This is a genomic window from Mesorhizobium sp. B263B2A, assembly GCF_020165775.1.
Classification (GTDB): Bacteria; Pseudomonadota; Alphaproteobacteria; order Rhizobiales; family Rhizobiaceae; genus Mesorhizobium; species Mesorhizobium opportunistum.
In genome coordinates, this window is record NZ_JAIUIU010000005.1 from 232,695 (window position 1) to 252,416 (window position 19,722).

Consider the following 19,722-nt stretch of genomic DNA (forward strand, 5'->3'; position numbering starts at 1 on the left):
TCGACACCACGAATTGTGGCGGCTGATAGCAGAATCAAGCCGCGCTGTCCACAGTCGAAATGAAGGACAACGGCCAAATTGCCACGGTTGCCTGGTAGATAGGCCATCAGCTACGCCGTGGCCAGATGCAGCCGCTCGAAATCCTCGAAGAACTCGCCGTAGTCGCAGGTGATCTCTTCGCCGACGGCGATATCGCGGGTCGCCGTCGCGCCGCCATATTGCGAGAAATCCGTATTCGGCGTCGCCGAATGGTTCATGAAGCGACCATTGTCGACTTCATAGACCATGAAACCCGGCCGGTCCGGGCTCGGATAGGCATAACGATCGAGCAATTCCTTCAGCGGTGGCGGCGCTGCCTCGTATCTGTCCATCGGGATCAGCCGATCGAAATCAGGATCGAGGCGCCAGATCGAGGCGCCCTTGCGGATCGGCTCGGCGGCGAACATGCCGACGCCCTCGATCGCGCTCGCGGCCACATAGGTTCGGATCAGCATCATGGTTTCAGGACCTGTTTCGGCAAGAAGACCGGTTTCGACAAAACGGAATCGCCAAATCGCGCCGAAAAAGCAAGACCGGCGGTCTGCGTCACTTGGACGAACGGGCCTGTTCGCCGGGTTCACGTCCGGTTGATCGAGACGCCGCCATCGGCAAACAGCGCGGTTCCCGTGGTGAAGCTCGAGGCATCGGAGGCGAGATAAAGCGCCGAGCGGGCAATCTCCTCCGGCTGCGCCATACGCTTCAAGGCATGGATGCCTTCGACGAAGGCGCGTGCCTGCGGCGTGGTGGTCGTCGCGCCGGGTGTGTCGGTGCCGCCGGGCAGCAGCGCGTTGACGCGTAGCCCCCTTGGCCCATACTCGGCGGCCAGCACCTGCGTCAGGCCGATCAGGCCGGCCTTGGCAGCGGCATAGGCGGCCATGCCCGGCATGCCGGCAGTGTAGCCGACAAAGCTCGAGGTAAAGATCAGCGACCCGCCGCCCCGCTCCAGCATGGCCGGTATCTGGTGCTTTGCCCCGAGAAAGGCGCTTGTCAGGTTGATGTCCATCGTCTCGTGCCATGCCGCCGGCACCATGTCGGGCAGGGGCGCCATCACGCCGACGGCGCCGGCGTTGTTGAAGGCGATGTCGAGGCCGCCGAACTTTTCCAACGCCAGATCGACAAGAGCCTTTGCATAGGCTTCGTCCCTGACGTCGCCGGCAAGCGCGACGGCGGTGCCGTCCGCGTCCGATATTTCGGCGACGAGCGCGTCGAGCTCTGCCTGGCGCCGCGCGGCGACGACGAGCTTCGCGCCTTCCTCGGCAAAGAGTTTTGCGGTGGCGCGGCCAATGCCGGAACTGGCGCCGGTGACGATGGCGATCTTGTTGGCGAGTGCGAGCATTTTTTGCATCCTTTGCTTGGCGCCAGTTCTGCCGGCGATCGGATGCTTGGTCGCAAATGGGGTTGGTCGGAGCCACCCGATACCTGCGAAGGCTGCGTCGTCCCTGAACTATTGCTTCAGCAGCCAACCGAGCCGGTCGAGCGAAAATGCGTAGCTCATGGCGATAAGCAGGGCGACGATGATGCCCGTGGTCGTGTAACCGGCCACATGGAATCCAGCAGCGCCGCCGAACAGGATGACCAATTCCAACGCCAGCCGCACCGTGCCCGGAACCGGTACTGGCGCACGGCCTGATCGGCTCGGGTCGTCGAGTACCGCGAAAGTGCCCCACAGCACGGCTGCAACAAGCGGCAGGACCAGGGCCAGGCCCCATCGCCACCATCCCTCGGAGAGGTTCCAGCCCGCGACGCCGAGACCAAGCAAGGCGGCAAGCTCCAACAGGAAGCGTAGCGTCAGATTCCACCAGGCGTTGCCCATACTCGTCCTCTCGTCCTCAAGAATCTCGCGACAGGCAGTGTGACTGACCGCAGCCATGGCAGCCAGCCCGCATGCCTGTTTCTCGTCGCGGCGCAAAACGGCAAGCGCCGTCGCAAACAGCGCAAGGGTGGAAGCGCTGTTTCGCTAGTGATACACCTCGCGCGCCGGGGCCAAGTGAACGCCTCGCCGCCATTTGCGAGGCTGGAACGTTGAAAAAATATTCGGTATTCGCCATCGCCCGCGAGGCCATGCGCGGCCATAAGGGCTGGGAGGAGCAATGGTCCTCGCCCGAGCCGAAGAAGGAATACGACGTCATCATCGTCGGCGCCGGCGGCCATGGGCTGGCCACCGCCTACTATCTCGCCAGCGTGCATGGCATCACCAATGTCGCTGTGCTGGAAAAGGGTTGGTTGGGCGGCGGCAACACCGGCCGCAACACCACCATCATCCGCTCCAACTATCTCTATGACGAGAGCGCCGGCATCTACGACCATGCGCTGAAGCTGTGGGATGGGCTTTCCCAGGAGCTCAACTACAACGTCATGTATTCGGCGCGCGGCGTCATGATGCTCGCCCACAATGTGCACGACGTCCAGGTGCTGAAGCGCCATGTCCATGCCAACCGGCTGAACGGCATCGACAATGAATGGCTGTCGCCGGAGCAGGCCAAGGAATTCTGCCCGCCGCTCAACATCTCCAGGGATGCGCGCTATCCGGTGGTCGGGGCCGCCTTGCAGCGGCGCGGCGGCACGGCGCGCCACGATGCGGTGGCCTGGGGTTACGCGCGCGGCGCTTCGGCGCGCGGCGTGCACATCATCCAGAATTGCGAGGTCACCGGCGTCAAGCGGGCCGCCAATGGCGCGGTCATGGGCGTCGATACGACACGCGGCTTCATCGGCGCCAAGAAGGTCGGCGTCGTCGCTGCTGGCCATTCGTCTGTCATCATGAACATGGCCGGCGTGCGCATGCCGCTGGAAAGCTATCCGCTGCAAGCGCTGGTGTCGGAGCCGGTCAAGCCGGTGGTGCCTTGCGTGGTGATGTCCAACACCGTGCACGCCTATATCTCGCAGTCCGACAAGGGCGAGCTGGTCATCGGCGCCGGCACCGACCAGTATGTCTCCTATTCGCAGACCGGCGGCCTGCACATCTTGCAGCATACGCTCGACGCAATCTGCGAGATGTTCCCGATCTTCACGCGCATGAAGATGCTGCGCTCGTGGGGCGGCATCGTCGACGTCACGCCCGACCGCTCGCCGATCCTGGCCAAGACGCCGGTGCCCGGCCTCTACGTCAATTGCGGCTGGGGCACCGGCGGCTTCAAGGCGACGCCCGGCTCGGGCCATGTCTTTGCCCACACCATCGCCAGGGACGATCCGCATCCGATCAACGCGCCCTTCACCATCGAACGCTTCCGCACCGGCCGCCTCATCGACGAGGCCGCGGCGGCGGCGGTGGCGCATTGATGATGACGGAACTCGCTGTCGCCATGCCGCTGGTGCTGGCGGGGGAACAGGGCATGTTCCATTTGCCGTCGCCGGAAGAGGTGCGGCTGCAGCCGATCGAACGTGCCGGCAACGAGGCCGGCTGGCCGTTTTCGGTCGACGAGGGGACGCTGGCATGCGTGTGGAGCGCCGGCCAGAAAGTGGTGATGTTCTTTGAAGGCCGGCCGCATGGGCTGGACGAGGACGAGGATTTCGAGCCGCGTGGCGTGATCGTCACCACCGACCCGATGCAACTGACGCTCGGCAACATGGCCAACCGCGCTTTGTTTCGCGATGCGACAAACGTCGAGGAGCGCCTGCGGCTCGTCGCTCCATTCATGACCATGGGTCAGAAGCTTTGCGACCAACCCGCCGGCGCCCACGTCGGCCACGGCGAATTGTAGGAACGAAGACGATGCTGCTCATACGCTGCCCCTATTGCGAGGAAGAGCGCCCGGAGCTCGAATTTCGCAACGCCGGCGAGGCCCATATCGCGCGCTCGGCCAATATGGCCGGCGAGAGCGACGACGATTTCGAGAAATTCTTCTTCATCCGCTCGAACCCCAAGGGCATCATCTACGAGCGCTGGCGGCACATGCATGGCTGCGCCCGCTTCTTCAACGCAGTGCGCGACACCGTCACCGACAAGTTCGTCATGACCTACAAGGCCGGTGAGCCGAAACCCGCCAAGCTGCCCAAAAACTCCAACGAAGTGGTTACCAAATGAGCGGCGGGTTCCGCATTCCGAGCGCCGGTCGCCTCAGCCAGGCCAAGACCGCGCGGTTCAGCTTCGACGGCCAGCCCTATACCGGCATCGAGGGCGACACGTTGGCCTCGGCGCTGCTTGCCAATGGCGTGCATCTGGTCGGCCGCTCGTTCAAGTACCACCGGCCGCGCGGCATTCTGTCGGCAGGCGCGGAAGAGCCTAACGCGCTGGTGCAGATCGTGCGCGACGACGCGCGCAAGACGCCGAATGTGCGCGCCACCGTGCAGGAGCTTTATGACGGACTTGCCGCCAATTCGCAGAACCGCTGGCCGTCGCTGTCCTTCGACATAGGCGCGGTCAACGACATCGCATCGCCGATGTTTTCGGCCGGCTTCTACTACAAGACCTTCATGTGGCCCAAGGCGGCCTGGAAGAGCTTTTACGAGCCCAAGATCCGCGAAGCCGCCGGCCTTGGCGTTTCTCCGGACAAACCCGATCCCGACCATTATTCCTCGCGCTACGCGCATTGCGACGTGCTGGTTCTGGGCGGCGGTGCCGCAGGTATCGCGGCGGCATTGGCGGCGGCGGAGACCGGCGTGCGCGTCATCCTCGCCGACGAGCAGGTCGAATTCGGCGGCAGCCTGCGTTTCGAGAGTGGCGCGAAAATAGACGGCCAGGACGGTTTTGCCTGGGCACAGGCGGCGATCGCCAGACTGAGCGCGATGGACAATGTCCGCGTGCTCTCGCGCACAACTGCTTTTGGCTACTACGCGCAGAATTTCGTCGGCCTGGTCGAGCGTGTCAGCGATCATCTGAAGGCCCCCGGCCACGATTTGCCGCGCGAGCGGCTGTGGCAGGTCCGCGCCAAGCGCGTCGTGCTGGCCTCCGGCGCCATCGAGCGCCATATGGTGTTTGCGAACAACGACCGGCCGGGCATCATGCTGGCGGGCGCGGCGCGCACTTTCCTCAATCATTATGGCGTGGCGGTCGGCAGGAATGTCGGCGTCTACACCGCCAATGATTCGGCCTACGCGGCGGCGATCGACCTGAAGAAGGCCGGCGTCAACGTGGCGGCGATCGTCGACCTGCGCGACAACCCGACAGGACCGGTGATCGACGAGGCAAGGGCGCTCGGCATCGAGATCAATTTCGGCCGCGCGGTGATCCGTGCCGGCGGCAAATTGCGGGTGTCGTCGATGACCGTGCAGCCGAAGAATGGCGGCGGCGAACGCACTATCCCCGTCGACGCGATCCTGATGTCGGCCGGCTGGACGCCGTCGGTGCATCTGTTCTCGCAGTCGCGCGGCAAGGTCGCCTTCAACGACGAGACCAAGCGCTTCGTGCCGGGCATCTACGCACAAGACTGCGTCTCCGTCGGCGCCTGCAACGGCACTGACGGGCTGTCGGCGACGGTCGACGAGGCCTACGCGGCTGGCGCCAAGGCAGCGAAAGATGCCGGCGCGAAAACCGCCAAGGGCGCCAAGCCGAAGGTCGATGCCTCGGAGAGCTGGTCGCGCGGCATGCTGGGGGCTGGCCCCGGCGCCGGACCGGACACGACGGTGAAGGCGTTCGTCGATTTCCAGAACGACGTCACCGCCAAGGATATTCGCCAGGCGGTGCATGAGGGCATGCGCTCGATCGAGCACGTCAAGCGCTTCACCACCAACGGCATGGCGACCGACCAGGGCAAGACCTCCAACATGCACGGCCTGGCGATCGCCGCCGAGACGCTGGGCAAGCCGATCCCGGAAGTCGGCCTGACCACGTTCCGCGCGCCCTACACGCCGGTCACTTTCGGCGCGATCGTCAGCCATGCGCGCGGGCCGCTGTTCGACCCGACACGCAAGACCGCGATCCATCCCTGGGCCGAAGCGCAGGGCGCGGTGTTCGAGGATGTCGGCCAGTGGAAGCGCGCCTGGTATTTCCCGAAGGCGGGCGAAGACATGCATGCAGCGGTCGACCGCGAATGCGTCGCGGTTCGTAACAAGGCAGGGCTGTTCGATGCCTCGACGCTCGGCAAGATCGAAGTGGTCGGGCCGGATGCCGCCAAGTTCATGGAGTTGCTCTACACCAATCCGTGGGAGAAGCTGGAACCCGGCCGCTGCCGCTATGGCATCATGCTGCGCGAGGACGGCTTCATCTATGATGACGGCGTCGTCGGCCGACTGGCACCGGACCGTTTCCATGTGACGACGACGACCGGTGGCGCGCCGCGGGTCATGAACCACATGGAGGACTATCTCCAGACCGAGTTTCCGCATCTCAATGTCTGGCTGACCTCGATCACCGAACAATGGGCGGTGATCGCCGTGCAAGGGCCAAAGTCGCGCGACATCATCGCACCGCTGGTCGAGGGCATCGACATGTCCGACGAGGCGCTGCCGCATATGTCGGTGCGCGAAGGCAAGATCTGCGGCGTGCCAACGCGGCTGTTCCGCATGTCGTTCACCGGCGAGCGCGGCTTCGAGGTCAATGTCCCGGCCGATTACGGCCAGGCCGTCTGGGAAGCGCTGTGGGCCGAGGGCCAGAAGCATGGCGCCGCCGCCTACGGCACCGAGGCCATGCACGTATTGCGCGCCGAAAAAGGCTACATCATCGTTGGCCAGGACACCGACGGCACGGTGACCCCTGGTGATGCCGGCCTCGATTGGGCGGTCGGCAAGAAGAAGGCCGATTTCGTCGGCATCCGCGGCCTGACGCGGCCGGATCTGGTGGCCAAGGGCCGCAAGCAGTTGGTCGGCCTCAAGACCAAGGACCCTAAGGTGGTGCTGGAGGAAGGCGCGCAGATCGTCGAGGACCCGAAGCAGGCGATCCCGATGAAGATGATCGGCCATGTCACCTCGAGCTACTGGTCGGAAAATTGCGGCCGCTCCATCGCGCTGGCGCTGGTCGCCGGCGGCCGCGACCGCATGGGCGACACGCTCTACGTGCCGATGCCGAACGGAGTGATCGAAGTGGAGGTTACCGGCATGGTGTTCTTCGACGAGACGGGAGGGCGCCTCAATGGCTAAGGCTGCTGAAAAGAAGACGGTTTCCGCCGTATCGCCTTCGGTTGAGCGTCGCCCGGCACTGGCTGGACGTAGCACCACCGCAACCAACGCCAAGGTCGAGATCCTGCCGCCGGCAGAGCGTATTTCGCTGCGCGCGCCGGAGGCTTCCGTCGCGGCGCTGTCGAAGGCGCTCGGCGTGACCTTGCCGAAAAAGCCGAAGACGTCCGTGTCGAAGGCTGGCCGCACCGCGCTGTGGCTTGGGCCGGACGAATGGTTTGTCATCGACGAGGCCGGCAACGATCCGCTCGCCGCTTGCGCCACGGTTGCCGCGCTCCATTCGGCAGTGGGTGTCTCTCACCGCAATATCGCGATTGCCGTTACCGGCGCGGCGGCGGCCGCAACGATCAATTCGGGTTGCCCGCAGGATCTGTCGCTCGATGCATTCCCGGTGGGGGCTGCCTCGCGCACTATCCTTGGCAAGGCCGAAATCGTGTTGTTGCGTACGGCCGCGGACGCCTTCCGGGTCGAGTGCTGGCGTTCCTTCTCGGACTATGTCTTTACTTTCCTGTCCGAAGGGGCACGCGACGCGGCGGTCTGAACCCGGAACGTTTGCCGCGCGCGTCCGTTGTGCGGCAACAAGTCGAGGGAGAATGTCGATGCCGTCCAAGTCCGCGCCGAAGTCGCCGCCGCAATCCAAAACCGCGGCGGTCCGCTCGCTCGAACACGAGCGGCATCACGAGGCCAATGCCGAAGAGGAACTCGAGGAGGGCCTCGAGGACACTTTTCCGGCCAGCGATCCGGTGTCGATCACCGGATCAGTCATCTCAGGCGCTCCTGCCAAACCCGGCAAGGCCAAGACCGTTGCGGGACGGAAAACCCGCAAGCCCTGATTTCCCCAGTTTCAATCTTGGCGGTACCTTCTCAAGGTCCCGTCACATGCGCTATTTAAAGCGCTTTGGGAGATGAAAATGCCGATAAAAGCTGTCGTCTGGGGCGAGAACGTGCACGAGCAGACCAATGCCGCCGTGCGGGACCTCTATCCTTTGGGCATGCACGGCACTATTGCCGCCGCGCTCAACCAGGACAAGGGCATCGAAGCGACCACGGCCACCTTGCAGGAGCCCGAACATGGCCTGGGCGAGAAGCGCCTTGCCGGCACCGAGGTCCTGCTGTGGTGGGGCCACGCCGCCCATGGCGAGGTCAAGGACGAGATCGTCGAACGCGTGCAGAAGCGGGTCTGGGAAGGCATGGGGCTGATCGTGCTCCATTCCGGGCACTACTCGAAGATCTTCAAGCGCCTGATGGGTACGCCTTGCTCGCTGAAATGGCGCGAGGCGGGCGAGCGTGAACGCGTCTGGGCGATCAATCGCGGCCATCCGATCGCGCAAGGCATCGGCGAATGCCTGGAGATCGGCGAGACGGAAATGTATGGCGAGCCGTTCGCGGTGCCGGAGCCGCTGGAGACGGTATTCATCTCCTGGTACGAGGGCGGCGAGGTGTTCCGGTCGGGACTGACCTATCAGCGCGGCGCGGGACGGATCTTCTATTTTTCGCCGGGCCACGAGACCTATCCGATCTACCACAATGACGGGGTGCAACAGGTGCTGCGCAACGCCGTGCACTGGGCGCATAATCCCGCACCCGCATGGTCCGGCGTCACCAATGCGCCGAACGTGCCGACGGACAGGGCCAAGGAGAAGATCGTCCAGAAAGGCCTGCGCCTGCATGCCGATGGCGATAAGGGTCTTAGTTGATCGGCCTAAGCTGACCGCGACCTGGGCTGATCGGGGCATGAACTGGTTGGGGGTGGGTTGATGCACCGAATTCTTCTGCTCGGCACCGGCGGCATCGCCGGGCATCATGTCGAGGAGTTCGCCGGGATTCCCGGCTGCAGCATCGTGGCCTGTGTCGACCAGGTGCCAGGCCGCGCGGCGACGTTCGCCGGGGCAAACAAGATAGGCGACTGCTTCGAGAGCCTGGAGGCGGCGATCGCCTGGGGCCAGTTCGATGCCGCCATCAACGCCACGCCGGACGGCGTGCACAAGGCAACGACGCTGGCGCTGCTTGCCTCGGGCAAACACGTCTTTTGCGAGAAGCCGCTGGCGCCGAACCATGCCGACGCGCTTGTCATGACCGAAGCCGCCGAGGCAGCAGGCGTCGTCAACATGGTCAACCTGACCTATCGCAATTCGCCGGCCATCCAGGAAGCGCGGCGCATGGTGCAGGCCGGCGCCATCGGCGAACTCCGCCATGTCGAGGCGAGTTATCGGCAAAGCTGGCTGGTCAGCAAATCCTGGGGCAACTGGCGGGTCGAGGACAAATGGCTGTGGCGCCTGTCGAGCCGGCATGGATCGACAGGCGTGCTGGGTGATGTCGGCATACATATACTGGACTTCGCCACCTATGGCGCCGCCCAGGACATCGTCAGCCTGCATGCCGACCTGGTGACGTTTCCGAAGGCCGAGGGCGAGCAGATCGGCGACTACGTGCTGGACGCCAATGACAGCGTGGCGATGACAGCGCGGCTGAAGTCAGGCGCGCTCGCCACGATCATGGCGAGCCGCTACACGACAGGCCACGCCAACGATCTCTCGCTGACGCTGCACGGCACCAAGGGCGCCATCAAGGTCGAGACCGACGGCAAGGTTTCGCACCTGTCCGCCTGTCTCGGCGGAGATATCGACCTGCAGCGCTGGCGGACTCTGGCGCCGCCGGACGTCAAACGCAATGCAAGACGCTTCGCCGATGCGCTGGATAGCGGGCAAAACGGCGATCCGTCGTTCCGGCGCGCCGCCGACATGCAGAAGCTGATCGATGCAGCGTTCGAGAGTTCGGCGACCAGGCTGCCGGTCTCGATCGGCTGACGTCACCGAATGGCCGGCCGCGCCGGCCAGAAGCGTTTGGCGCAAATGTTAGAAAGCGCTCGGCACGATCCACGGGTTGATGCTGATGCCGAGGCGCGGGCCCTTGCCCTCAGCGGTGTTTTCCGTGGTGCCCTTCTTCTCGACCGAGCCGGTCGAAGCGCAATCGAGCTTCACATGGGTCCTGGTGTCGACGCAGGTCGCGGCCGGCAGGTGCTTGGCCGGCTGGGTGGCGCTGGCGGCGAAAGCCGAGCCCGACAGGGCCAGAATGGCGGCGAGGGTGAGGACGGTCTTTTTCATTGTCAGTCTCCGTTTTCCAACAGGTGAATTTCTTCGTACGTGTACGTTATGCCGTACAGATACGCCTGCCGTTCGCGAAGTTCAAGCTGAAATCGTACATGTACGGAAATTTTTTGTTAACCAAGAAATCGCCACCGGTTTACCTGGTGGCGACGAGGCTTGCAGGAAAGGAGATATCGTTCAGCAGTTGACCGGGGTCTCGGTCAGCGGAGGCACATTTTGCGTGCGCAGTGTCGCAAGCGTGAAATCGCACATCCGCTTCACAAAGGCCTGCGGGTCGCCGAAGGGGTAGAACGGAAAGGTGATCAGCAGCGAGATCGTGCCATGGCCGACCGCCCACAGCATGGTGGCGATGGCGCGCGGATCGCCCTGCAACTCGCCTGCGGCGACGCAGGCCTCGACCCGGCTGATCAGCGCCTTCATCGCCGGGTTGCCTTCCTCCATGTCCGCGTAGCTCCTGCCTTCCGGCAGCTTGGTCTTTTCGGTCATGAAGACGGTGCGGTATTCATTGGGATTGCCGAGGCCGAAGGCGGCATATTCGGTCATGACCGCCTGCAAAGCCGCGATCGGATCGTCTGACGGATGCTCCTCGATGCGCCGGGCAAGGGTCTCGAACGCATCTTCGGCCAGCGCGAACAGGATGTCCTGCTTGTCGGCGAAGTAGGAATAGACCGACATCGGTGCATAGCCGACCCGCTTGGCCAGCTTGCGGATGGTCAGACCCTCATAGCCTTCTTCCTGGACGAGCTTGTGCGCGGCTGCGACCAGTTCGGAGCGTAGCTCGGCCTTTTGTTTCTCGCGGCGTGTCTGGACGCTCGGCGGCAAGTCTGGTGCCTTTCGGTTGGTGGTGTTCCGACTAAATTATATACGCTGTACGGAAATGGACAAGGGCGCCCCAGGTTCCCAAACGGCAGGCATCAGATCGCTCCGACGCAGCCGTCTCTCCCATCACGTCACATCTCTTTGTCGATCAGTTTGACTGCAAGATGCGACAAGAGCTTCACCGCCTCGCCATAGGTTCTGGCCTTTTCGGGATTGGAGGCATTGCCGTCCAACGCCCGCTTGTAGACACCCTGGCAGATCGCTGCCAACCTGAAGAAGGAGAAGGCGAGGAAGAATGTCCAGTTGCCGATGCCTTCGAGCCGACGTCGGCGGCAATAGGCGGCGACATAATCCTCTTCCGAGGGCAGGCCGAGCGCCGCACGGTCAATGCCGCCGAGGCCGCGAAAGCCGGATGCGTGCGGCAAGCGCCACTGCATGCACTGATAGGCGATGTCGGCGAAGGGATGGCCAGATGTCGACAGTTCCCAGTCGAGCATCGCCAGCACCTTTGGCTGGTCCGGCGCGAAGATCAGATTATCCAGCCGGTAGTCGCCATGGACCAGCGAGACACGGCCGTCATCGGCGGGCATATGCGTTTCCAGCCAGGCGATCAGGCGGTCCATGTCGGCGATGGCGCCGGTTTCCGAAGCGCGGTACTGGCTGGTCCAGCGCGCCAGCTGCCGCTCGAAATAATTGCCCGGCCGGCCGAAATCACCGAGGCCCACGGCCTCGACATCGACAGCGTGCAAGGCCGCCAGCGTACCGTTCATGGCGTCGTAGATGGCGGAACGCTCACCGTTGTCGCGCGCCTCGGGCAGTGCCGGATCCCAGAAGATGCGGCCGTCGAGGAAATCCATGACGTAGAACATGCGGCCGATCGGCGAATCCTCGGCCGACAGATGCAGCATCCGCGGGACGGGCACCGCGCTGCCGGCAAGCGCCTTCATCACCCGAAATTCGCGGTCGACCTGATGCGCCGATTTCAGCAACTGCCCCGGCGGCTTGGCACGCAGCACATAGCGGCCGCTCGCTGCCGTCAGCAGATAGGTCGGGTTCGACTGGCCGGATTTGAACTTTTCGATTGCGGCGAGCCCGGAAAAGCCCGGGATTTCCGCCTCGAGGTAGGACGCGAGCGCGGCCTGGTCGAGCGCGTTCGGGTCGTTCATGCGGTCTCGGGCTGGCGTTCGATCAGGGTCAGTGTCAGCCAGCGGGCGGTGAGCGCCGGTTTCTTCGAGCCCTCGATCTCGATCGTCACGTCGTGCGCGGTCTGCACCCAGCCCGACGGCCTGACCTTGACGTCGGCCAGCACGAAACGGGTGCGGATGCGGGCGCCAGTCTTGACCGGCGCCAGGAAGCGCAGCGAATCGAAGCCGTGATTGACACCCATCTTGCCGTTTTCCAGCGGCGGCATGGTCTCGAAGGTCATCGCCGACAGCAGCGACAGCGACAGGAAGCCATGGGCGATGGTGCCACCGAACGGCGTCTCGCGCTTGGCCCGCTCCGGGTCGCAGTGGATGAACTGGTGGTCGTCGGTAGCGTCCGCAAACTGGTCGATCATGCGTTGTGTGACCGCACGCCAGGGTGAAACGCCAACTTCCTTGCCGACGCTGGCCAGAAGCACATCGAGACTGATCGGTTCCACGCTCATGTCCTCCAGTTCACCCCCGGCTTCTGCGGCCGGCAAATGTCATTCCTTGAACAAGGTCAATCCATGCTGCACCGATTGCCCGCCGTCGATCGGCAGGATGGCGCCGGTGACATAGCTGCCTGCACGGCTGCACAAATAGAGCGTTGCGCCGGCAATGTCATCCGGTGTGCCGATACGGCCGATCGGAACATGACTGCCGACATGGTCGGCCTGTTCCTGGGTGCCGGTGGCAAAGGCAGTCATGCGGCTTTGGAAGGGGCCGGGTGCGAAGGCATTGACGGTGATGCGGCGAGGGGCGAATTCGAGCGCCAGTGTGCGCGTCAGATGATGAACGGCGGCCTTCGAGGCGGTGTAGGAATAGGCGTCGTCGGCGAGCGGCTGCGTGCCCATCACCGAACCCAGATTGATCACCCGGGCCGGATCGGCGTCGCTGGCGGCGGCCTCGAGCAGCGGCAGCAATTCGCGCGTCAGGTGGAAGACCGCGGTGACATTGACGCCAAAAACCTTGGCCCAGGCGTGGTAGGGAAAGCTCTCCAGCGGCGCGCCCCAGGAAATCCCGGCATTGTTGATCAGAATATCGAGCTGATCGGTCCGCGCCTTGACCTCGGCGACAAGCGCGGCAATGCCAGCCTCGCTGGAGACATCGCCGGCAAAACCATCGGCTCGCCCGGAGGCGCCGAGATCGTTCAGTTCGCCGGCGACCTTGACGCAGTCTTCGCCCTTGCGCGATGCGATCATGACGCTGGCGCCGGCCTTGACCAGCGCGGTAGCCGCCATGCGGCCGATGCCGGTCGCCGCACCCGTCACCAGCGCGGTCTTGCCGGCCACCGAAAACAGCTCGTCCAGATAGCCCATCACAATCCTCCGCGCCCTGCCTCGGCATGCGGCAAACAGTTCGCGTTGACAAGGCTATCCGAAGTACGGTCATCCTTGCCACGGGTAAAATGCCCGGCCTGTATGAAGGGTTAGCGACCGATGACGGAGATGAACCTCGGCATGACCGAGCGGCTGAAGCCGATCCACGCCCGCGTCGCGGCCATGGTGCGCGACGAGATCATGCCGCTGGACAAGGAATTCCTCGGCGAAGTGGGCAAGGACGGCGACCGCTGGGTCTACAGCGCGCGGCAAAGCGAGATCCTCGAAGGGCTCAAGAAGGCTGCACGGGAGCGCGGCCTGTGGAATTTCTGGCTGACCGGCTCGGAGCGCGGCTATGGCCTGTCGACTGTCGAATACGCCTATCTGGCCGAGGAGATGGGCAAGGCGCATCTCGGCGCGGAGACCTTCAACTGCTCGGCGCCAGACACCGGCAACATGGAGGTGCTGGAACGCTACGGTTCGGCCGACCACAAGAAGACGTGGCTCGATCCGCTGCTCGACGGCAAGATCCGCTCGGCCTATCTGATGACCGAGCCGGATGTGGCCTCGTCGGACGCCACCAACATTGCGATGCGCTGCGAGCGGCAGGGCGACGATTATGTGCTCAATGGCGAGAAATGGTGGGCGTCGGGCGCCGGCGACCCGCGTTGCGCCATCTTCATCGTCATGGTGCGGACCGGCGGCGACCAGGAACCGCGGCCCCGTCGCCATTCGATGATCCTGGTGCCATCGCACACCAAGGGCGTGACCAAGGTCCGCGCCATGCAGGTCTATGGCGACGACGACGCGCCGCATGGCCACATGCACCTTCGCTTCGACAATGTCCGAGTACCCGCCTCGAACCTTATTCTCGGTGAGGGCAGGGGCTTCGAGATCGCGCAAGGCCGGCTCGGGCCGGGCCGCATCCACCACTGCATGCGCGCCATCGGCCAGGCCGAGATGGCCCTGGAGATGCTGTGCCAGCGCTCCGTGCGCCGCGAGGCCTTCGGCCAGCCCCTGGCGAAACTCGGCGCCAATTTCGACATCATCGCCGAATGCCGCATGGAGATCGAGATGGCGCGGCTGCTGTGCCTCAAGGCGGCGTGGATGATCGACCAGGGCGATGCGCGCGCCGCGGCCCCCTGGATTAGCCAGATCAAGGTCATCGCACCACGCGTCGCGCTCAAGGTGACCGACGAGGCGGTGCAGATGTTCGGCGCCCAGGGCATCAGCCAGGATACGCCGCTTGCCCGCTCGTGGACGCATCTGAGGACGTTGCGCCTCGCCGACGGACCCGACGCCGTGCATCGCCGCCAGGTGGCGCGGACGGAGCTGAAGAAATACACGCAGGAAAAGGTCTGAGCCGCTGCCTGACCTCTGCCGGCAAGCAAGGAGCCCGCGATGACCATCCTCTCCGAAATGCAGGCGCTGCTGCTGGTCGGCGACGGCTACACCAGGACGCCGAGCGGCAGCGTGCTGGAGGCGATGGAGCCCTACATCGAACCGGGCAGCATCGCGGTGCCGGCGCCTGGACCGAGCCAGGTGCTGATCAGGGTCAGTCTCGCCTCGATCAATCCTTCCGACGTCGCCTTCATCAAGGGCCAGTACGGCCAGCCGCGCGCCAAGGGCCAACCGGCCGGCTTCGAAGGTGTCGGCACGGTCGTTGCCGGCGGTGATGAACCCTATCCGAAAAGCCTGATCGGCAAGCGGGTCGCCTTCGCCACCGGCGTCACCAATTGGGGCTCGTGGGCGCAATATGCCGTCGCCGAGGCGGCGGTCTGCATTCCGCTCCTCGACACCGTGCGTGATGAGGATGGAGCGGCGATGATCGTCAATCCGCTCACCGCGATCGCCATGTTCGACATCGTCAAACAGGAGGGCGAAAAGGCCTTCGTCATGACCGCCGGCGCCAGCCAGCTCTGCAAGCTGATCATCGGCCTGGCTGGGGAAGCGGGGTTCCGGCCTATCGTCACCGTGCGCCGTGACGACCAGACCGCATTGCTGAAAGAACTTGGCGCGGCGCATGTCCTCAATGAAAAGGCGCCGGACTTCAAGGCAGCGCTGCGTCAAGTGATGAAGGAAGAGCAGCCGCGCATCTTCCTCGATGCGGTGACCGGACCATTGGCCTCGGCCATCTTCGACGCCATGCCGAAGCGTTCGCGCTGGATCATCTATGGACGGCTCGACACTGACGCCACCATCATCCGCGAGCCTGGCCAGCTGATCTTTCAGCACAAGCACATAGAAGGCTTCTGGCTGAGCGAATGGATGCGGCAATCCAGGGATCGCCGCGGTCCGGCGATCCTGGAAGCGCAGAAGCGGTTTTCCGACGGGCGCTGGTCGACCGACGTGACGTCGGTCGTGCCGCTCGCCGAGGCCATGGCGCGGTTGCCGGCGGAACTGGCCAAGCCCAGTGGCAAGGTTTTCATCCGGCCTTAAAGCAACTTCCGGAAAAGTGGGAAGCCGTTTTCCCGTGAAAAGCGCATAGCGCTTCCCCTTGGAAATTGCGTCAAAACAAAGCGTTAGCGCAATTCCTAGGGCATCTGCAGTTCGATGCCGAGGCCTTCAAAAGGCCATCGATGGTCATCAACAAAGGCCGGTCTTTGGCTTCAGGGTGGGCCAGCGGTTTCGAAGTCCACGGCTTCCGGCCCCTCTATGCCACGCTGCTTTGTCCGTGATATGCCGCCTTCAAATACAGGCGGTGATGGGAAATCGTTCTGGAATTGTGTGGGGTGCGCGGATGACGCTTTCCAAGCCGGTTTTCGACCGTTTGGGACTTGGCATGTGGATCGGAGCCTTCCTGGTCGTTCTTGCGCTCGTCCTGTGGTCACCCCACACGCGTACTGTCTGGCAGGCCTATATAGACGGCAGCGAGGCCCTTCTGGCCGGCCGGCCGCTCTACAATCTCAGCTCCGAGATGGGGTATCTCTACGCGCCGGCCTTTGCCGCGCTCTACGTTCCGCTGGTCAAGCTCGGCCCGCATCTCGGCGGCCTGACCTGGCACATTATCGGTTTCGCGGTGCTGACATTGGCCGCCATGCGGCAGGTGCGCAAGCTCGGCGGCGGGGAACTGCCATGGCTGCTTTCCTTCGGGCTCTTTCTTGCCCTGCCGATGGCGATGGGTGCAATCCGCAACGGCCAGGCGACGATCCTCTTGGCCGGCGCCTGCTGGCTCCTTACCTTTTCTGCGCTCGAGGGGCGTCGCGCCGAAACGTTCTTCTGGGCTTCCGTTGCCATCATCGCCAAGCCGACGGCGATCATCATGCTGCTGTTGCTGGGAGCCCTGCGCCTCCGGTTGATACCGGTCCTGGTGCTGGCGGTGCTGTTCGTGCTCGCCTTGCCCTACGCTTTCGCACCTGCAGGCTATCTCAACGACCAGTATCGTCTTTTCGCCGAGATGCTGACCTCGATGGCCGTCGACAACACCAGCCATTTCGTCCCCACCGATTTCACAGCCCCCTTCACCCGGATGGGACTGCCGCTGCCGGAAATCGGCGCCACGGTCATACGCATCGTCATGGCCCTGTTTACGCTCTGCGCGGTCATTTGGTTCGACCGCAGGCTCGAGCGCGGAACGGCTGATCTCGCCATCTTCCTGACGGCGACGTTCTACATGTGCGTCTTCAACCCGCGTGTCGAGCCCAACACTTATGCCATGATCGCCGTGCCCGCCGGCCTAGCCATTGCCTTGTTATGGCGCGAGGAAAAAGGCGGTGTCCTGGCCTCGGTGCTGTCGGTGATGCTGTTCCTGACCGGATTGACGGGCGTCGAGCGCCATATCCAAGATTTGACCTATCCCTGGTTTCGGCCGATCGCGGTCACCGTCATTGCCGGTTCCCTGATCTGGTGGTTCTGGGCCAAGGCGCAAGGCAAGGTGACGCGGGAAAAGGTGATGAATGAAGGGCCTGTCGCAAATGGCTGAGTCGCGACCCACTCTCGATATCGTGGCGCCGTTCTTCAACGAGGCGCAATCGGCTTCGGCTTTTGCCGAATTGCTCGACAGGCTCGAAGCCACGGTGTCGCAACGTTTCGGCATGGCCGTCCACAAGATCCTGATCGACGACGGCAGCCGCGACGATGGCGCCGAGCGATTTTCGCAGGCGCTGTCGGGTTCCTGGGAGATCGTGCGGCTCAGCCGCAATTTCGGCAAGGAAGTCGCGGTGCTTGCCGGCCTCGACCAGTCGCGAAGCGACATGGTGCTGATCATGGACGCCGACCTCCAGCATTCGATGGACATCAGCCTGAAGATGATCGCCGAACTGGTGGAAAACCCCGACATCGACGTCATCTACGCGCAGAACGACCGGCGCGAGGCCAGCTGGCGGCGCAGCCAGCTGGCACGGCTTTTCTACAGCCTGATCAACAGCAGCCAGCGCTTCGACATTCCGGAGAACGCGGGTGATTTCCGCGTCATGCGGGCCGCTGTGGCACGCGCGCTGACGAGCTTGCGCGACAAGCGGCGCTTCAACAAGGGTCTGTTCGCCTGGGCCGGCTTCCGCCAGAAGGCCATAGAATATTCGCCGGAGAACCGCGCCAGCGGTACCTCGAAATGGAGCCGCCTCAACCTGATCGCGTTCTCGTTGGAAGGGTTTACGTCGTTTTCCGTCATCCCGCTGCGCATCATCAGCCTGAGCGGGATGCTGGCGGCGCTGGCGGGCCTGCTTTACGGCGCCAAAGTGTTCTTCGAAGTGATGTTCTACGGCATTGCCGTGCCCGGCTATCCCAGCCTGATGGTCGCCGTCGTCCTGCTCGGCGGCCTCAACCTCACACTGCTCGGGCTGATCGGCGAATATGTCTGGGTCACGCTCTCGGAGAGCAAGGATCGACCGGTCTATATCGTGCGCGACGTCTTGCGCGGGGATGTCTTGCATGGTGAGGTCTTGCGCGGCGAGGTCGCCCCTGACAGGTTGCCAGGCGCACCCGGGGCATGACGCGGCGCATCCGCCTGATCGCCGACGATTACGGCCTGGCGCCAGGCGTTTCCGCCGGGATTCTCGACCTGCTCGATCGAGGGCGCCTGACGGGCACCAGCTGCATGACCGGCTTTCCCGAATGGCCTGATGCGGCAGCGCTCATAAAGCCGCTGTGCGGCCGCGCGGCGGTCGGTCTGCATCTTACCCTGACGGATCAGCCTGCGGTCACCGGCCGATCGAGCCTGGCGCCGGAAGGCCGGTTGCCGCCGCTCCGCCGGCTGGCACTGCCGGTCCTGCGCGGCCGCGCCGACGAGCGAGATGTCCATGCCGAGCTCGACGCACAGTACGGCCGCTTCGTCGAGGCGTTGGGCCGCCGGCCCGACTTCATCGACGGGCACCAGCACGTGCATTTCCTGCCTGTCGTGCGCACATGGCTGCGGGCGCGTTTTTCAGAAGCTTCCGAGAAGCCGGCGCTGCGCGGGGCGCCGGCGCTCGGCAATGCCGCCGTGGCGCCGAAAGTCGCGGCAATCGCCGCTCTGGCCGCCGGCTTCAACCGTGCGATGGAGCGCGCCGGCTTCACCATTTTCGAGCCGCTCGCCGGCATCTATGACTGGCGGCAATCCGAGAGATTTGCTCCGGTTCTGCAAGTCGCTGTCGAAACACTGCCGGAACGAGGCCTGTTCATGTGCCATCCCGGCCATGTCGACGACACATTGCGCGGGCGTGATCCGATGCAGCGGGTGCGCGAAGTGGAATTCGAGGTGCTGGCCTCGGACGCATTCGGCGCGAGCCTCGCCCGCGCCGGTGTCGAGATCATGGATGGCAGGGGATGAGCGGCGCCGACCAGCCCCAGCGTTCGACCGGCAGCAAGATCGTCCGCTTTGCCATTGTCGGGCTGGTGAACACGGCCATCGACCTTGCCGGTTTCTTCCTGCTGCTCAAGCTGCATGTCCCGCCGCTGCCCGCCAACATCGTTTCATGGTCCATCGCCGTCGTCTTCTCCTTCGCGGCGAATGGGTTCTGGTCGTTCGAGCGCAATCGCGCGATCCGGCTGCATGACGCCTTCCTTCGCTTCGTCTCGCTTGGAGCGCTGATTTCGCTCGGCGTCTCCAGCCTGTCGATAGCACTCCTTGCCGGCATCGCCGGCGTGTGGCCGGCAAAGATCGGCGGTGTCATCGTGGCGGCGGTGCTGAATTTCATCGCCGCGCGCTGGTCGATCGAGGGCCGGCTCTTAAGATAGCGTGTTCTGTTCCGGCGAAATTCCGGATGGAATATCGCAACACACTTTCGTGGA

22 protein-coding genes are annotated in these 19,722 nt (G+C 64.1%); 14 read left to right on the forward strand and 8 right to left on the reverse strand.

Annotation, left to right across the window (positions count from 1 at the left end; genetic code table 11):
* Positions 1–110 precede the first annotated feature (110 nt).
* The 3 genes from LB568_RS12035 to LB568_RS12045 all read right to left on the reverse strand — a co-directional run bounded on the left by LB568_RS12035 (position 111) and on the right by LB568_RS12045 (position 1,909).
* Positions 111–497 (reverse strand): SET domain-containing protein, encoded by a 387-nt coding sequence (locus LB568_RS12035; protein WP_140571007.1) that lies wholly within the window; start codon positions 495–497, stop codon positions 111–113.
* 119 nt (positions 498–616) lie between these two features.
* Entirely contained in the window at positions 617–1,375 is a 759-nt protein-coding gene (locus LB568_RS12040; RefSeq protein ID WP_140571005.1) for an SDR family oxidoreductase, read from the reverse strand.
* Between the two features lie 108 nt (positions 1,376–1,483).
* A complete protein-coding gene (locus LB568_RS12045; RefSeq protein WP_224730226.1) occupies positions 1,484–1,909 on the reverse strand; it encodes a YrdB family protein in 426 nt (141 codons plus the stop codon).
* 152 nt (positions 1,910–2,061) lie between these two features.
* On the opposite strand from LB568_RS12045, the gene LB568_RS12050 reads away from it, so the two are divergent.
* From LB568_RS12050 to LB568_RS12085, 8 genes are all read left to right on the forward strand, one after another.
* Positions 2,062–3,315: a sarcosine oxidase subunit beta gene (locus LB568_RS12050; RefSeq protein ID WP_224730227.1), complete on the forward strand. Its 1,254-nt coding sequence runs from the start codon at positions 2,062–2,064 to the stop codon at positions 3,313–3,315.
* A complete protein-coding gene (locus tag LB568_RS12055) occupies positions 3,315–3,737 on the forward strand; it encodes a hypothetical protein (RefSeq protein WP_013893065.1) in 423 nt (140 codons plus the stop codon). Before LB568_RS12050 ends, LB568_RS12055 begins: the two co-directional genes overlap by 1 nt.
* Positions 3,738–3,748: 11 nt before the next feature.
* Positions 3,749–4,060 carry a sarcosine oxidase subunit delta gene (locus LB568_RS12060; protein WP_013893066.1) on the forward strand — a complete coding sequence of 104 codons (312 nt, stop codon included), beginning with the start codon at positions 3,749–3,751 and terminating at the stop codon, positions 4,058–4,060.
* The gene (locus tag LB568_RS12065) at positions 4,057–7,050 is read left to right on the forward strand and encodes a sarcosine oxidase subunit alpha (RefSeq protein ID WP_013893067.1); all 2,994 of its coding nucleotides are present in this window, start codon (positions 4,057–4,059) and stop codon (positions 7,048–7,050) included. Before LB568_RS12060 ends, LB568_RS12065 begins: the two co-directional genes overlap by 4 nt.
* Complete coding sequence (locus LB568_RS12070; RefSeq protein WP_013893068.1) at positions 7,043–7,627, forward strand: sarcosine oxidase subunit gamma; 585 nt, start codon at positions 7,043–7,045, stop codon at positions 7,625–7,627. Before LB568_RS12065 ends, LB568_RS12070 begins: the two co-directional genes overlap by 8 nt.
* Before the next feature lie 58 nt (positions 7,628–7,685).
* Positions 7,686–7,919 (forward strand): hypothetical protein, encoded by a 234-nt coding sequence (locus LB568_RS12075; protein ID WP_013893069.1) that lies wholly within the window; start codon positions 7,686–7,688, stop codon positions 7,917–7,919.
* 78 nt (positions 7,920–7,997) lie between these two features.
* A complete protein-coding gene (locus tag LB568_RS12080; protein WP_013893070.1) occupies positions 7,998–8,783 on the forward strand; it encodes a ThuA domain-containing protein in 786 nt (261 codons plus the stop codon).
* 60 nt (positions 8,784–8,843) lie between these two features.
* Complete coding sequence (locus tag LB568_RS12085; protein ID WP_224730228.1) at positions 8,844–9,893, forward strand: Gfo/Idh/MocA family protein; 1,050 nt, start codon at positions 8,844–8,846, stop codon at positions 9,891–9,893.
* A gap of 48 nt (positions 9,894–9,941) precedes the next feature.
* Here LB568_RS12085 and LB568_RS12090 read toward each other — a convergent pair whose 3' ends face one another.
* The 5 genes from LB568_RS12090 to LB568_RS12110 all read right to left on the reverse strand — a co-directional run bounded on the left by LB568_RS12090 (position 9,942) and on the right by LB568_RS12110 (position 13,515).
* A complete protein-coding gene (locus LB568_RS12090) occupies positions 9,942–10,190 on the reverse strand; it encodes a DUF680 domain-containing protein (RefSeq protein WP_013893072.1) in 249 nt (82 codons plus the stop codon).
* Positions 10,191–10,370: 180 nt separating this feature from the next.
* Positions 10,371–11,015 (reverse strand): TetR/AcrR family transcriptional regulator, encoded by a 645-nt coding sequence (locus tag LB568_RS12095; protein ID WP_013893073.1) that lies wholly within the window; start codon positions 11,013–11,015, stop codon positions 10,371–10,373.
* Between the two features lie 128 nt (positions 11,016–11,143).
* Positions 11,144–12,178 (reverse strand): phosphotransferase family protein, encoded by a 1,035-nt coding sequence (locus LB568_RS12100; RefSeq protein ID WP_224730229.1) that lies wholly within the window; start codon positions 12,176–12,178, stop codon positions 11,144–11,146.
* Complete coding sequence (locus tag LB568_RS12105) at positions 12,175–12,660, reverse strand: MaoC family dehydratase (RefSeq protein ID WP_023765869.1); 486 nt, start codon at positions 12,658–12,660, stop codon at positions 12,175–12,177. The genes LB568_RS12100 and LB568_RS12105 overlap by 4 nt, the downstream gene beginning before the upstream one ends.
* Before the next feature lie 39 nt (positions 12,661–12,699).
* Complete coding sequence (locus LB568_RS12110) at positions 12,700–13,515, reverse strand: SDR family oxidoreductase (protein WP_224730230.1); 816 nt, start codon at positions 13,513–13,515, stop codon at positions 12,700–12,702.
* 120 nt (positions 13,516–13,635) lie between these two features.
* Here LB568_RS12110 and LB568_RS12115 point away from each other — a divergent pair, with 120 nt between their 5' ends.
* From LB568_RS12115 to LB568_RS12140, 6 genes are all read left to right on the forward strand, one after another.
* Positions 13,636–14,877, forward strand: a complete 1,242-nt coding sequence (locus LB568_RS12115) for an acyl-CoA dehydrogenase family protein (RefSeq protein WP_224730231.1) — start codon at positions 13,636–13,638, stop codon at positions 14,875–14,877.
* A gap of 39 nt (positions 14,878–14,916) precedes the next feature.
* Positions 14,917–15,954 (forward strand): zinc-binding dehydrogenase, encoded by a 1,038-nt coding sequence (locus LB568_RS12120; protein WP_224730232.1) that lies wholly within the window; start codon positions 14,917–14,919, stop codon positions 15,952–15,954.
* A 301-nt stretch (positions 15,955–16,255) separates the two neighbouring features.
* Positions 16,256–17,437, forward strand: a complete 1,182-nt coding sequence (locus tag LB568_RS12125) for a glycosyltransferase 87 family protein (RefSeq protein ID WP_041164039.1) — start codon at positions 16,256–16,258, stop codon at positions 17,435–17,437.
* Entirely contained in the window at positions 17,430–18,446 is a 1,017-nt protein-coding gene (locus tag LB568_RS12130; RefSeq protein WP_224730233.1) for a glycosyltransferase family 2 protein, read from the forward strand. Before LB568_RS12125 ends, LB568_RS12130 begins: the two co-directional genes overlap by 8 nt.
* Positions 18,443–19,261: a ChbG/HpnK family deacetylase gene (locus tag LB568_RS12135; RefSeq protein WP_224730234.1), complete on the forward strand. Its 819-nt coding sequence runs from the start codon at positions 18,443–18,445 to the stop codon at positions 19,259–19,261. Before LB568_RS12130 ends, LB568_RS12135 begins: the two co-directional genes overlap by 4 nt.
* Complete coding sequence (locus LB568_RS12140) at positions 19,258–19,668, forward strand: GtrA family protein (RefSeq protein WP_224730235.1); 411 nt, start codon at positions 19,258–19,260, stop codon at positions 19,666–19,668. Before LB568_RS12135 ends, LB568_RS12140 begins: the two co-directional genes overlap by 4 nt.
* The last annotated feature ends 54 nt before the right edge of the window (positions 19,669–19,722 follow it).

Coding starts and splice junctions, on each gene's coding strand:
- LB568_RS12035 (WP_140571007.1), bottom strand. CDS start 497: ATGATGCTGATCCGAACCTATGTGGCCGCGAGCGCGATCGAGGGCGTC.
- LB568_RS12040 (WP_140571005.1), bottom strand. CDS start 1,375: ATGCTCGCACTCGCCAACAAGATCGCCATCGTCACCGGCGCCAGTTCC.
- LB568_RS12045 (WP_224730226.1), bottom strand. CDS start 1,909: ATGGCTGCGGTCAGTCACACTGCCTGTCGCGAGATTCTTGAGGACGAG.
- LB568_RS12055 (WP_013893065.1), top strand. CDS start 3,315: ATGATGACGGAACTCGCTGTCGCCATGCCGCTGGTGCTGGCGGGGGAA.
- LB568_RS12060 (WP_013893066.1), top strand. CDS start 3,749: ATGCTGCTCATACGCTGCCCCTATTGCGAGGAAGAGCGCCCGGAGCTC.
- LB568_RS12065 (WP_013893067.1), top strand. CDS start 4,057: ATGAGCGGCGGGTTCCGCATTCCGAGCGCCGGTCGCCTCAGCCAGGCC.
- LB568_RS12070 (WP_013893068.1), top strand. CDS start 7,043: ATGGCTAAGGCTGCTGAAAAGAAGACGGTTTCCGCCGTATCGCCTTCG.
- LB568_RS12075 (WP_013893069.1), top strand. CDS start 7,686: ATGCCGTCCAAGTCCGCGCCGAAGTCGCCGCCGCAATCCAAAACCGCG.
- LB568_RS12080 (WP_013893070.1), top strand. CDS start 7,998: ATGCCGATAAAAGCTGTCGTCTGGGGCGAGAACGTGCACGAGCAGACC.
- LB568_RS12085 (WP_224730228.1), top strand. CDS start 8,844: ATGCACCGAATTCTTCTGCTCGGCACCGGCGGCATCGCCGGGCATCAT.
- LB568_RS12090 (WP_013893072.1), bottom strand. CDS start 10,190: ATGAAAAAGACCGTCCTCACCCTCGCCGCCATTCTGGCCCTGTCGGGC.
- LB568_RS12100 (WP_224730229.1), bottom strand. CDS start 12,178: ATGAACGACCCGAACGCGCTCGACCAGGCCGCGCTCGCGTCCTACCTC.
- LB568_RS12105 (WP_023765869.1), bottom strand. CDS start 12,660: ATGAGCGTGGAACCGATCAGTCTCGATGTGCTTCTGGCCAGCGTCGGC.
- LB568_RS12110 (WP_224730230.1), bottom strand. CDS start 13,515: ATGGGCTATCTGGACGAGCTGTTTTCGGTGGCCGGCAAGACCGCGCTG.
- LB568_RS12115 (WP_224730231.1), top strand. CDS start 13,636: ATGACGGAGATGAACCTCGGCATGACCGAGCGGCTGAAGCCGATCCAC.
- LB568_RS12120 (WP_224730232.1), top strand. CDS start 14,917: ATGACCATCCTCTCCGAAATGCAGGCGCTGCTGCTGGTCGGCGACGGC.
- LB568_RS12125 (WP_041164039.1), top strand. CDS start 16,256: ATGACGCTTTCCAAGCCGGTTTTCGACCGTTTGGGACTTGGCATGTGG.
- LB568_RS12130 (WP_224730233.1), top strand. CDS start 17,430: ATGGCTGAGTCGCGACCCACTCTCGATATCGTGGCGCCGTTCTTCAAC.
- LB568_RS12135 (WP_224730234.1), top strand. CDS start 18,443: ATGACGCGGCGCATCCGCCTGATCGCCGACGATTACGGCCTGGCGCCA.
- LB568_RS12140 (WP_224730235.1), top strand. CDS start 19,258: ATGAGCGGCGCCGACCAGCCCCAGCGTTCGACCGGCAGCAAGATCGTC.